Here is a 15,994-nt window from a genome sequence, read left to right as displayed (position 1 = left end):
GGTATCACATATGAAGAATAAAAAACAATTAAAAAAAGTTGTCACATACACATCACTTTCATCTGTTTTATCTCTCGCTGTCCTTTTAAGTCCTCTTTTAAAAGCGAAGGATGTTAATTTCAAAAGTAATTTGCACTATATTGTAGATGATAGTTCTCCAAATCTTGATGAATATGAATTTGGGAAAGAACGACCAAAGGCTTCCTTTTTTAATGGTGATGTTTTATATCTTCCTTTTACACACGAAATTATTAAAGCATTATTGAGAGAAGACAATCAGAAAGCAACTATTCAACGAGAAAAAGCTTTTCAATATGGACACGATACAAGAATTAGAAAGACAATTAATCTAACCGATGATGAAGCACAAAAAATCTATCGAAAGGCAATTGCCTCACTATTTAACAAAGAAAACTATGGAGATAGATATCGTGAATCTGATGGTAAAATACGCTTTGGTACTGAATGAATAGATGAGAATAGTATTACCTTTGCGAGTAAAGACCCTCATCTTAACCAGGGAAATAGTGAAGTTTATATTTATGTTAACAATGACCAAAGCACTTCCAGAGTTATTCCTGTTATAAATTACAAAGTAGCTAGTGCAGAGCATATGGAATTTGTATATAAAGCTATCTTTATGACTAAGATACGTGCTCTTAATAAACAAGCTAAAATAGATATTCCACGCCTTGATTTTAAAGATGAACTAATTAAGAAGGTTAATGGACAAACTATTCACTATCGAGATTGATCAAATACAAAAGATGAACGTACAGTGAAACCTAATGAGACAATTTTCTATGGGAATACTGAATATGTAAATGAAGTTGGTAATATCATTGGTCATAATAAAGATAATTTTTCGGCTCATTTTGATCCATCACGAGCCAAGTTTTTTTACGATAGTGATGCACAGACTTTAGTCGCATATGACACCGAAAATCACTCTACATTCTTATTTCCTGATTATGATACTTTTATTGAAGTAGATGAGTTACTTGATACTTTTGATTTGTACCGAAACAAACATTATGATGTCACCAAGTTTAGTCCCTATGCCAATCCTAACTTGAAATATGATAAAAACGGACAGAGAGCCGAGGATAGGATTGATGTAGAAGGTTTAATTAAGAAAAAGTATACTCCCAAAAACGGAAATATAACACTTGGTGAATTTAATATATCTGATTTTGATAAGTTTGCCACTTTCAGAAGTATAAATGTTCGTCAAATAAACAAAAATGTTTGAATCAATAGTCGTGATCATCTAAAGCATAAAAAGATGATTAATAGGAATCCTAATATTTCTTGAAGATTTATTGATATAAATAGAAAAGTTAATGATGGTAAGAAGTACCACATTTTTGAATCAAAAGCCTATATTTTTACAATTGGTAGTTTTGCAGATGTTTCTTATGGACAAGAGTATTACCAAGGAGTACTTGCTGTTTATGAAGCTTTTAAGAATAAAAAAAGAATATCGGCCTTGGATTTAAAAAAAGCAACAACCAACCACCCTTACTTTTTTAATCATTTTTTCAAGTATGGTAACGGTTTACCGCTTGATCGTCAAAACGGTGGAGAGGTGAATGGTGTCGCCATTGAAAATAGATCAATAACACGTGAAAATGTTTTTCGTGATGAACGTTCACTTGATATGGATTTCAAGGATGAATTCGAATATTTATATGATGATATTAAACTTGAAATTGTCGACTTTGGTGACCGTCTTGGATTGCTAATTACGAATGCGGTTTCATATAACTGAGGTCACCAACCAGGTGAATTAAATGCGGCCGATGAGAGCCGTGACCATTTTGCGACAAAACCTGTAACTTACCTAATTGATGAATTCCCTCGTATTGTTGATGAAACAAAGTTTGAAGCACCAAAATTAAGTGACTTTGTTAAATATAGTCGAATTCGAGAAAGTAAAACAGGCCCTGTTCAAGAAACTAAAAATTTACCTGCTATTAGAAACAAGGGGCTTGATGAAAATATTTGAAACCTCTTTTATGGTAAAGGACAAACTGGTTGGGTTATTTACCAAAAACTAAAAAACGAAAGTTCTTTTGAAAGAGGAGGGAAAAGATATCTTGATTTTTATGGAAAAGAGCTTGATCTCGAAAAAATCGCTCCTTTAAGTTTTTATAATGGTAAAAGTAACGATAAATATGGACTTAAATCAATTGACGAATCTCTTTTACGTGACCACTATGCTTTGGTAGAAATAGACCAAAAACCGTCAGGTTATTATGAAAATACTGAAATTAATAAAGGAATGATGCGTCTTCGAGGAATTGTTAAATATTTAGACACTACAGTTCAACCTTGATTTCCTATGATTTCAAGCACACCTGTTAATAACTATAATTCGCAGGATATACTTGACATTAAATTCCCGTGAGGTCAACGTCTTGATACTACTTCGATTAGTAACAATAAGTTTTTAATTCATAATAGTGCAGCATTTGATGATGGTGCTTTTACCATTTATTATTTTTTAAAATTAGTTGAAACAGCAAAAGAAGTCAATTATTCCAATCCAATTCCTTCATTACCTGCTGACACATCTTTACCAAAAGGTTTTCAAAACCACCAAATTATTCATAATCCGAGTGAACCACCAAAAAAATTTTTATATGATGAACAGGCAAAACTAGACTTACGTGATGGTTATGCTAATTATGGTTGAGTTTCTGAAGCTGATGTATGAGCGGCCGACCATAGTAAACCATCGATGAAAATTGGTGGATATTTTATTGACTATTTTAAAGAAAGAAACCCTAATTATCCTGATTTAAATAAACTTTATACAAACAATAGTTATCGTTATTCCAATGATTATACAACAGGAGTTCTTACTGGTCTTGAAACGATACAATATTGGCCTGATAATGGTATTGTTACTATTAGTGACAACGGATATTATAAAGATTGGGATGATAGCCAAAAAAAATTAGTTTTAAAACTTAGAACAAAAAAAGTTAAAAACGGTTCGGAGACTATCGAAATTCCTGATCCGATTAATTTTATTATTGATAAATTTGGCTCTGTGGAAATTACCCATAACATTATTTCACCAGTTGATTTAGCGAAAGCGGGTTGAAATCGTGAACTTGCTTTAAAAAATAAAATAAATAATCTACCAAATTCTAATCGTATCGAAGGAGCAAAGGTACTTACAGAAAACCTACATGTTTACAGTCCTAAATTCGAGGGTTTATATGGTTTAACTAACCCAACAGCTGGTAAGAATCTGTTTAATCCCGAATCAGATGGATTTGCTAATTATCCAATACGTGACGAAAATAGATTTAGATTATCCTTTATTACAGCTGGTGGTGAGAAGAAAAATATTTTTCTTCTCGATTATGATATTAATGAAGTTAATACCATAGACGGTTCTGTTCTGTTTAGTAGTAAGGAACTTGAATTTAAAAACTTTTTTGAAGGGGTTTTGAAACCAGATGAGGGAAAAAAATTAAACTCAATCCAAAATAATTCGGAAATTGTTAAATTAATCAATGATAAAGTTACTGAAGAAGCAAATAAACAAACATTTTTAGCTGGTTTTCCAAATCACGAAAGAAATCAGAGAAGAACTATTTCCGACATTGAAGTTTACCGTGTTGGAGATGAATTAGTGGTTAGTGCTAAGGTTGATCGTACAGTGCCTTATGTTATCCGCGATGTTCTTAAACCGTTTGTTAATCCTGATCACCAACGTTACAATATCCGGATTACAAACCTTCCACTAATTTATTATGCTAATACGATTAATGTCAATATCCCTGAAGTCAATAATCTTATAGAAATGAATATGACTACTCAGGATTATCTTCTTGATCAAATTAATAACTCGAATGTTCTAAAGAAAAATGGTCAAATTATTTTTGGTGCAGAAAATAATCCAGACATTAGAGTTGACAACATTAAACAGCTTGAAATTAGTCATATTGACTATAATAAGCGAATTTTTACCGTAAAAAACATAAAAACTGGTGCAACAGTTGAAGTTAAAGCGGATAAACCAATTCCTGAAGTTAAGTTCTTATCTGCTCACCTTACAAATGATAATGATAAGAGTAAACACAACTATGGTGATGATTTAGCATTTACTAATTATGATTTGTATCATAATTTATTAACATTGAAGGTAAATGGAAAGAATTTTGAACCAGATACACTTTATAGTGTCTCAGATGTTGAAAATAGTAATCAAAATACTAAGTTTGCCCATAAACTATTTACAACCTACAATGAACTTGTTGATAACTACGGATTAAATTTAAGAAAAAACTCAACTTCTGCAAAAATCAAATATGATTCAGCTCATCAACGATTAATTATCCTTGACGATTATTCAGATGTAACTGAAAACTTAAATGGTAATAATCCTGTTTCAAAAAAACCTAGTGCATTAGTTCTTTACTCGCTTCCACCAACAGTTTGAAGCTATGAAATTTTCAAAAATGCTAATTCTGCATTAAATGAAACCGGCGATGCAGCTAAAAACCACTTTATTAATGAAATCTTAAAGAAAAACGGAGAAATCATTGAAACTCTTAAGAGTGAAGTTGATAAGATTCCTGATTCACAAGATAATAATCATCAAGACTCTAAATTAATTGCTGGTAACTATATTAAAAATCCAAAGGTTCTTCCTTATTTAAAACAAAGAAACTTAATTACAATTCAATCAGATGAACCAATTGATAATAACAACCCAACAGTTAAGAGAGAAATTGGGGTTTTTGATGAATATAGTTATTTCCTTTCTAATGTAGATGGAGAACATTCTTTTACTGATTACAATAAACTTCTTGAAACTATTACAAATGCGACAAACACCGAAACTGATGTGACAAAAGCATTTAAGTATGATTTAAATAACAACAGCGACCTTGTTAAGATTAATAATGAAAACTTACAGAATAATCGTGTTTTTGTCTATGATGTTTCAAAGAAACTAGCAAATGAAACTGCCCCAAATGCTGATGATCAAAAGGTTAAAGTTAAGTTTGTTAGTTTTAAAGATAGTAAGGGTAACCTTGTAAGAAGATTCATTGTTAAAGGATATGTTAGTGAAAACTTTAATCCGAATAAGAAAGCAATCTATTTAATTGATAATGTACCTAATGTAATAAAAGCAACTAGTGACTTCCTAGTTCAACCAACAGAAGCTGACATCATTAATGCAAATGGTAATGAATATCAAGCTACATTGAAGAAGTGAAAGGATACTTATTTAACTAATCCTTCATCTCGACCACAAACTCAGGTTAACAACGGTAAATTAATCATTAATGATCAAGAAATTGACATTGATAAGGTCGAACTTAGTCTTGATGACACTAGAAAAATTTTAACAATCGCTGATAAGACTAACCACAAACGACTTGCAATTGTTTTATATGACTCCCCTTATCCGAAATTAATTGGACGAGAACAACTATATACTTGAAGAGACTATGTTGATGCATCTTCAAATCTTTCAAACACCATAAATGATAAAATCGCGAGACTATTTGGCGCTAAGGTTAATAATCAATATGTCCTTGATGGATATACATATGATTCGTCAAGTAACTTCCAATATGGTTATCAAATTAAAAAAGGCAACGATGTCATTAAAATAATTGATGATTATATCTTTGATCCGAAAACAAATGCTGGATCAAACGATAAGACTCATAATGGAGAACAAGTATTTAAGGATAATGAGAAGTTCCTACAACTTTACGAATCTCTTTCTGATAAGGATGAAAAGAAACTAAGTGACTTAAATGATAAAGTGTCTGACCTTAAAGCTTATCTAAAAGCAGACACTTCACTAGATACTTTGTTCAAGGATAATGATGAAGTTGCTCTTATCCGGTATAAGGACACAATTGTTGTTTTTAGTAAAAAAGCACAAGACTCTAACGGAATTAAAGGGCGTCGTCACCTAATTGTTATCTCACATCTTCCAGGTATCTTCCTTGATACAAAAGTAGGGGTTAAAGTTCCTTCAATTAATGATTTAATTGAAAAGCGCAAGGAACTTAAAGATCTTCTTAAAGAAAATATCTTTGGTAATAGTACATCGAAAACAATCGGCGGTAATGAATACCATAAGGATCAAGTTCAATTTAGTTTCGACTACATTAATAACATTATTACTCTTAAAGAAGTTAATAATGGTAAGACACTTTCAACTTTAATTAAAACCGAAACACCACTTTCAAATGTTGTATTTGTTGATGCTAAAAACACTATTGTTTCATCTAGTTCACATAAAGATAAAATGAAGGATTTATCTTCTTTAGCTAATGCTAAATTCCTTGTTGATTTATATAACAATATTGAAAAAGGTAGTGGATATGTAGCGTCTCCGAGAGATAAACTATTTAATACTTTTGACCAATCGTTCCTTCAAGAGCGTGATGCTTCTGGTAAAGTTACTTTTGACTTCAAAGAACAACTATCTGAACTTTCAAAACTACCAAATTACGATAGTCTTTCCGAAGAAAATAAAAAAGCGACTCTTCTTCAAACAAGCAGTCAATCACTTACTGTAAACTATGTAAGAAATGATGTTATCAATAATAATAACGAAGTTCTTTACCAAAAAGACACCTTAATTATTAAAGATGGAGGAAAAACTCCAGTTGCCGTAGTTATTTCAAATCTTCCACGATACACAACAAACAAAGAACTAGCATTACCTAATTTCGTTGGCGCTTCAAACCGTGTTAATCTTGATATTAAAACGAAGGTTGATACTTATATTAATGCTCTTCCGAAGGAAAGTGATGGATCAGTTATCCTTGACGGATATAAGATGTTTAGTCCAGAGTTCCATTTCTTTGATAATAACGAAAACTTCTCTTATATTTCTTATAAAGAAAGTAATGGTGCATCAACTACTAAGAAGATGTATCTTGTAAACTCGAACAAGTATCATGATCAAATCACTTGACAGGCACCTGCGGACTTTAATCCTTATAGTCTCTATATTTTAAAAACTGTAAGTAGTGGAAATTATGTAAATAAGGATGCTTTAAAAGCAGATCATGTTAAAGCACTTTTTGATTACCTTCTTGATCAAACCTTAAAGAATAAAGGTGCTGACTTCACTGATATCAAGTATAAATTTACTAACACTAATAAAGCGAATAGCATCATTATTCAAGCGACAAAGAAGAATGATGGATCTGGTTTTCCTGAACGAACTTATCTATATAAGATAAGCAAAATTCCTAACATCACAAACGACCGTGGTGAACTTCGTACACCGACGGTATTTGATGTTATTAATACTAACTTTGATTACGACCGTGCTTTTAAGGTTAGTTGAATTAAAGGTAATAATGATCAATATGAAATTGATAACTTAAGAGCAACGGAGAATGAAATCTTTGTCGATTATGACCGTGTTTCAAGACGACATACAATTATTTATAAGAACGATGGAACACTTCAAAAGGATACAAATGAACAAGGTAAAGTAACGAGTGGTACCATCCTTGGTTATGTTGTCCTTCGTCAACCACTTGAAAAGATTGCTTTTGCTGACTATAAAGATGCTCCTGCTGAAGAAGTACATAAGTTATTTACTATTGCTGACGAACTTAAAAACGAAGTTAACAAGGAAGAGAATAGAAAATCTCTTAAAGAACTAAATCATGTCATTAAAGAAAAGATTAAAGACTTTGATAAGATGACGGATGAAAAGAAAATGGTTCATGAAGCTAATACCCTTAGTCTTCTTGTCAGAAGTGATAACTCCGTTCTAATCTACGACACCGTTCAACCAACAAGTAACTATCTTCTTCTAAAGAATGTTCCTTATGTGTTTAATAGTCGAATCTTCTATAATCAACTTTCACTTGTTGATCATGTATCAACAAGAACCCAACTTGACCTTCCTACTATTGCGAAGGATACGATGAATGAGTTAGGAAGAATTAATGGTGTTCAATTAAGTCAAGTAGAAGTTAATCCTTCAAGTAAGGCGGATAACAATAAAGGTTACTACCAATTTAAGTTCAAGATTCCAAAGGGAGATGGTAGTCAAGGGACTATGGATAGTCCTGTACCAATTTTCATTTATGATGTTGATCTATATGAAAAAGAAATCTATGATGGATCAAAACTAAAGTTAAATGAGGATGCTAACTTCAAAGGTTATGCTGAACTTGTAAGAAGTTCACACGGTGAAGCGGTTAAATATAGTGATTTTGAATCTAATTATGCTTCGAAAGTAGCGACTCTAAAAGCTTTCCTTGAAGAAAAGAAAACCGCACTTAGTCTAACGAGCATTGATGAACTACGTGTAAAAGGTAGTGTTCTTATTGCTACTGGAAAAACAAACGATGGTAAGGTGAAACATTTCTTCATTAATAAGTTACCGATTGTTGTTGACCCATCAGGAATTTACTTCCCTACACGCGATACGATTATTTATGACCACTTTGGTAATGTTAACGAAGCACTTGATGCAGAATTGAAGAATAAGAACACAAACATTCCAACAAAAGATGGTAAGTTGAAAGTTTTTGATGAAGCAATTGATGCTGATAAAATTGTTCTTCGCTTCCAAAACAAAGATAATGAAATTATCTATTATTTAAAACAAGACGACGGTCGTGGTGGTTTAACACAAATTAGAAAGAAGGAATTCAGTCCGCTTTCAAATCTTGGAGAATTCCATGTCACAGACGCTCTTGGAATTAAGACAACACTTCAACCACGTGATGCATATCTTCTTTCAACATTAATCGACAAAGCTCCAGCAAGCTCTCTTAGTCCAAATTTAAAAACAGTAACATCTGAACTTAAGAGTGTAAGTTATATTTCGACTCACAAACCACTTTCATTAAATCTTGATTATGGATCTGTTGAGTTTGTTCGTGACAAACGAATGATTGTTTTCCGTGGAGTTAATACTGCTGGCAAAGCTGTTCACTGGATTATTAACAATGTTCCTCGAAGTCTACCGAGATACGATGATCTTTATACTATCGACGATGTTGTTAACAATGAATTTAAGGTTAAAGAAACTGTTGAAAAAAACTTGAATAAACTTCCGAAGAATACCCTAAAAGGTAAGGAAATTAAACATATCGGTTCGACCGTTGATGGTTTTGATATTGAACTTCCACTTATAACTCAAGATTTTAATGCGAAGTCAAATAGTATTGAGTTAAGACCTGAAAATAAGACAGATAAGAATTTCAATTCTTACCCTATCTTTATCCTTGATGAAATCAAATACCTTCCTATTTATGATGCGAATGCAGTAGGAAAGTTCCGGGTAAGAAATGATGTTGAAATTATAAGAAACAATACTGGTCGCGATTTTGTTGAGATTGAAAAGAATGAAGAACTTAAGAAACTTAATTCGCTAAATGAAATTCTTGATGCACGAGATATAGGAAAAGAAGCGAAAATCAAGGTTGTTAATTACAAGAATCAACTTGCTTATTTAATTGTTGGTAAGGATGATAGCAATCAAAAGAAAGCACTTCTGATTACTAATCTACCTACTATTATTAATGACCTTGAAATTAATAACCAGGTTGTTTATCCAGTTGTTGATGGTGAAGAATTGATTGACTTTGGTGAAGATGTTTATAACCATAAACAAAGAATTGAACTTGCTATTAAGAACAAAATTATGAGTCGTCTTAATGGTAGTACGACAATGAAAGTTAATGGACTTGATGTTAATGTTAAGCAGATTTTTGTACAACTTAATAATAATGTTGAACCAAACGAAATTGCTATCTTTAATGGAGATAGTTTTGAAACGGCTAGTTTACTTGGAACATACATTGTTCCAAGTAACCAGAAACTACCAAATCTACATCCGGTATCAGTTCCTGACTCATGGAAGTTTGATCCATTAAATACTTATCTTTTCCTTGAAAAGTTATGAAATTTAAGTAGCAATGGTCAGTATACTGATAAGGAAGATGCAAGTGAATTCTTGAAGGACCCTGAATTTAAGAAGATACTACCGGCTGATTTCGATAAGAAATTGAACTTGAAAATTTTCTACAATCCGACATATCATACCATTAACATCTTTAACAACGAAGAATCACTGATTGCAAGAAATGTTTATAATGTGATCGATGCGAACAAGGTATATAACTTAAACGATGTTGTTTTTAACAATAACCAAACAGGAGATATTGTTGAGAAGAATATTAAAGCATTAAATGATAAACATACTGAATATCGGCTTGGTGCTTATACTTTTAGACCGCAAAGTCAACCAATTTATCAAGGTCCTACTAAAGGTCATGAGTCACTTCTTGTTGGCGATGAAGAATACTTCATCATTGATCTAAGAAAGTACATTCAACCAATAGAAAGTCGAATTGTCTTTAGTGATAATAAAAAACTAAACAATACTGTAGCAATTCTGAAGAAGATTTCTCCTGTCTTTGATAAAGAAGACACCAGTCACGATAAACCAATCAGGGAAATGCGTCTCCTTGATCTAAATGATGATCAAATCAATGAATACTTTAAGAAAATTGGTGTTAACGCACGCGATGCTGTCGTTGGGATTATTGAACAAGATGGGCTTAATGTGCTTTACATTAAGGAAAATAATCGTGTTGACTCAAAGATTTTTGTAATCAACAACCTACCTACTTTCATTAATTTAAGTAACCTTCCAAGTATTGATGATTTAATTAGTTTTGATGGTGATTTACAAAAAGCATTTATTAGTAAGAACACTAACAGCAATGGTAAAGTAGTTGTTAATGGTAAAGAATATGATCCTAATGACATTACAGTTACTAATAATAAGGATGGATCAATTACCATTGGTATTTCAGGTGATAAACCAATTACGATTGTTCCAGTCAAACCATATCCGGTTTCCCGAAGTGTCGAGGCGGATGTAACTAACTATCGTCGTTATCGAGACATTACCGAAGAAATTTCGTATGAAAAGGATAACTTAGTTGGCAACCAGAAACTAATTGATATGAAGGATAAGGTTGAAAAACCTTATGCTGGTCGGATTTTAAATCATCCTTATCTAAGTAGTGTTATCGACCGTAACTTTAGTTTTGCTAATCTATCCGGTGCTACTATTAAGTATGATAAGAGCAACAATAAGATTTCTATTTATAAAGCACCAGATAGCAATGATAATGGATACCTATTTGTTATTAAGAATGTTCCACGAGTGATAAGAATCACTGACTTTGTTGGACACGATGATGCGATTAGTCATATTACTGAAATTGATAACTATGTTCTAGAAAAACTAAAATCTGCTGTTAACGGAAGTACTAGTCAATTGAACCATTTCGATTTTAGTGTTAATGTTCAATTGAATAAAGTTGATTTAACCGACTACATTATTACCGATGGTAACACGACAAATAAGAAGTTACCGATTTATGTAATATCTGACTTTAACTTTATTGATAAGAAGGTTAATGCATCAACTATTTTCAAAAACTTCAAAGCATTTAACAGCCTTCGTAAGGAAGTTGAAAACCGGAAACTTGAAAATGTTGAATCGATTTTCTTATCTAATGAAAATAAGAATGGGTTATCTGTTAAAGAAGCGGCTAATACTGAGTTGAATCAATTTATTAAAGAAAGCGATGTATTAACTAATTTTGACAAGTCAAAACTAGTAATCGCAAGTATTGAGGGTAAGGACTATTGAGTGCTTCACGATGGTAAGTCTGTTGTTGTACTTGAAGATATTCCTAAGGTATCTGATGAAGATGATGCCTTCCAGGAAAATAAACATTTACCTGATATTAATGCCATTTTAAATCACAATGGAAACTTCGAAGAGGCAATCAAAAATTCTCTAAAAGGTGATGATGGTAAGATTCATATTAACGGTGTTGTCTTTGACCCAAATAACATGACAATCCAAGACAACCGGGACGGTACACTTTCGTTTATTGATAATAATACGAAAGTTAAGGTGTCTGTCATCTTAAATAACCCTTGACCTGACTTTACCCGAATTGATGCTCTTCGCCAGGAAGAATTTACTAACATTCAATCAGTTTATGACCTACGCTATGAACTTGAAAATGCAAAGCACCCTAGTGGAACTGTAACTAAGGGTGGAGTTACTTTCGGATACTTAAAGGACATTACTCATCTCTTTACGACTACTGATGAAGAACAAAATGCTCTTATTAAGAAAGTGAAGATTCTTGATAAGGACTCGATCCTTCCATCTAAGTATCGAAGTGAAGATGGTTTAAAGACTGCACTTTATTACTATGATGCCGCTCATGACCGACTAACTATTAATACTAATGTGAGTGGTCAAGAGGAATATATTGTTATTTATAATATCCAAAAAGTTAAGTTAGCAAGTAGTGTTTATAAGACACACGAAATTGTGAAGAAGAATCTTTCGGTTGAAGAGTTCTTGAAGGACAAAATTAAGAATAGTCAATTAACTATTGATAACCATCAATTTACATCTTCAACAACAATCACCAAGACTCTTGACCAACACTATAAACTAGTTGATGGTCAAACGACAATCTACCTTGTAGATGGTATTGTGTATGATCAAAATGGATTGAAATCTTCAATTGAATTTGATAGTCAAAAACAATTGTTTGAATTCATCTTCAAACTAGATCGTGATATGACTACAAATGATGAGTTTGTCAAACTAAATACCCTTCGAGGACCAGATGGTGATCTTGTTTCAACGAAGATGATTCAAACATTAACAAGTCAAAAACAATTCAACTGACGAGAAGCTGAAATTCAAAAAGTTGACGACAACATTTATGTCATTCGTGGTGTTAACACGGTGCAACGTCAAGTTTATGTCTTTACTTTTACAAACGATATTAACCTTCAATCGTTTGGTGAAAATGAAATTGATTTATTAATTGCAACTGATGAAGAAGTAAGAATTGCGAAGAGTGTTGAAGAGGCTTATCGCAAGAAACTTAATGAACTTGCGACGGATGAAGGTGGCAAGAAAGTAATAACAATTGATAATGTTAAATACGATGTTTCTAACCTTGATATCATTAACAACCCTGATAAGTCGATTGATATTGTTCAAAAGAATCCGAGAAAGAAACTTCTTTCGCTAGTCGATGAAACACAACTTAGTGATTATGATATTGTTGATCTTAATAAGGTCGGTGACTTTGGTCTAAATACTCCTAAGAAGATTAATGATGTCTTTAAGCTACTTGATGATTATCGTAAAATAGATGCCACTCCAGGAGCAAATAAAAAAGAAGTTCCATTGAAAAAGATTATTCAAGGTCATCCAGAACTAATTAGTTATTTAACAAAGAATCATGACTTTGATGTGAACGATGAGAATGCTACATTCTTCTACGATGATGCTCGTGACCAAATCGTCATTAAGGATAACAAAGCAACTAGTGGTAAGGTTTTTGTTCTAAATGATATTCCGCGTGTTTATAGTGCACGAGAACTCTATCTTCCTGAAAATGTTCTTTTAAACAACAATAGTTTTGTGAAGACGATTAATCAAGGTTTCACAAATAAACCACTTGAAGGAGATAAACGAGTCTTTAATCAAGGAAATAAACTTGTTCCTCCGTTCTATATCACTCTAAATAGTGTTCATCATTACACAATCAATGATAGTAATAAGGACACAAGTCCACTGGTACTTGTTGATGATTACACTTATAATATCGAACGATTTATTGGTAATACAATCTTTAGTGAAGTTAAGAATCTTGAACGTTTAGTAACACAATTACGGAATAAAAACCTTAATGAAAATGAGGAAGATCGATATCTATCCCTTGCCGAAGTTGATAACACCGAACTAACTTCGTTCCTAACCAACACAACTAATGACTTTGATCTTACAAATGCGAAGATAAAACTAATTGCTCCAGAGAAGATTATGTTGATTCTTGATAAGAACCAACCGAAGAATAAAGGTAAACCAGATGTACATCTCATCGATCAAGTTCCATACGTTCTTGATACTAAGGAAAAAGATGATTTCTATCCTTCTGTTGAAGAAATCATCCAATCAAATGGTTTTATTGAAGATGCTGTTCTAAAGAAAATTAATAATCTCCAAACAAACGAAGGGGGTAATGTCACTCTTGGTAAGAAAACGTTTAATCCAAAGTTTGCTGAAGTCATTGCGGTTGAAGGTGGATACTATAAAGTATTCCTAAAGAGTCGTCGTGATCCTTCGAAAAAGACATTCATTGCAGCAATTGGTCCTGAAACTAACTTCGATAATCGTGTCTTCTTTAATGTTGATGCATCGACTGTTGATCATCGTAAAACTTACCTTATTAACGAAATCTTTAAGAATAATATAACAAAAGAGGAAAATAAGGATCAACCTTTACAATATAAGATACATACAAGATATAGCAACTTGATTGTAAACAGTGACTTTAAGTCTTTAGTAAGTAAAAATAAAGATGTTAATGCTGGTTTAATTAGTGTTAAAGATGATGCAGAAGTTCAATACCGTCCAAACCAAGACAGATACATTGTTCAAGGAGGAGATCCGGTTAGTAATTCACCAGTTTACATCATTATTTACAATGTAAAACGTGTTATTGATCACACTGAACTTTACAATAATAATGATGTTAACGAAAACACACCTATTTCTCATATTAATAGTATTTTATTAAACAGACAAAACGAAATTGATGAACTGCAAAGCAAGCTTGAAAGTAGTGAACCTAACTTTAATAAAGATACTGACCAGCGAACATTCATAAAATTAGGTAATTTAAATTACCTAATGAAGAAACCAAGTGTTGATGTCTTAAAGGATAAAGAGAAAATTGATAATGACTCGATTGTTATTGATAGTTTTAATCACACTCTTTATATTATCGACCGGACAAACTACATGACAGCCATTGATTCAACCATCGAACAATTTAATAACGAAATTGCTTATAACAATTTAGTTGCTAAACTGAATGAACAACCTAATCAGTTTATTAAAGCAGATGCTATTAATAGTCCGGAAGTTAATGAGTACATTACTAAACTTGGTCTAGATCCAAAGGACACTTCATTGAAGTACGATGCGATGAAAAACATCATTAAAGTAGTTTCAACGAAACATGGTAATGACTTTATTGGAACTATCCCCGGTATTGTTAATACTCTTAGCACAAACTACATTGAAATCGGAAACGACCTTGATGCGATCAAGTTTAATGGAAATCAACTTGAAGCAATCAAGGAAAAGATCAATGAAAAAGCAGTCTTACGAAACGGTAAGAAGTATGTTAAGCTTGGAAACCGCGAATTTGATTTAAATGAATATAACATTAAGAAGGATGATAACATTATCACCTTCTATCGTGTGGATGAAGGTTCTGGTTCAACTACACCGATTGTTAAAATCATCGTTGAAACAAAAGATCGTCCATATGTCCTAGATAACTATACAGGATACCGAGCAGCTGAACTAAACGAGGATGCACTATCGATTTTAATCCGTGATATGAAGAAAAAAGGTGCTCCGGATGGTAAACAAATGAGTGCGTCCGAGTTCGCTAAACACAGTATTGTTCGTCAACTTTATGGAAAGGAAAAGGTTGATTTGAACAAGGTCACTTTTGAGTTCCGTGAAGATGGTAAGAAACTAATTATCCGTGATCACAATAAACAACCAACTCTTGTTAGTGTTATTTACAGTTTACCAGCTCCTGCACCGGATGTTGAAGAGGGAGAACGTGAAATTTTTGATATTAAAAAAACCAAAATTCATATTTGACTTCCAATAGTTCTTTCTGTTTTTGTGCTAGCTCTTGCTATTCCGCTTGCGATATGGTTTACTAAGAAACGGCAAAAGTTATTAAAAAATAAAAATAAATTAGCGAAGAAATAAAAAGTTAAAAAAAGTTGATCATTTTGGTCAACTTTTTTCATTTTTTACGAATATATAAACAAGAGAATGATTAAAAAAAGAAGGAGGATGAGAAGGAGAAACCGAATTTCTGCT

1 protein-coding gene is annotated in these 15,994 nt (G+C 32.4%); it reads left to right on the top strand.

Annotated elements, in window-relative coordinates; genetic code table 4:
* Nucleotides 1-10 precede the first annotated feature (10 nt).
* Nucleotides 11-15,880: a GUMAP protein gene (locus T416_RS0103260; protein WP_031489380.1), complete on the top strand. Its 15,870-nt coding sequence runs from the start codon at nt 11-13 to the stop codon at nt 15,878-15,880.
* Nucleotides 15,881-15,994 lie beyond the last annotated feature (114 nt).

The organism is Ureaplasma canigenitalium ATCC 51252, assembly GCF_000712165.1.
Lineage (GTDB): Bacteria > Bacillota_I > Bacilli_A > Mycoplasmatales > Mycoplasmoidaceae > Ureaplasma > Ureaplasma canigenitalium.
Note: the sequence above shows the minus strand (reverse complement) of the source record. Positions and strands in the feature narration are given on the sequence as shown.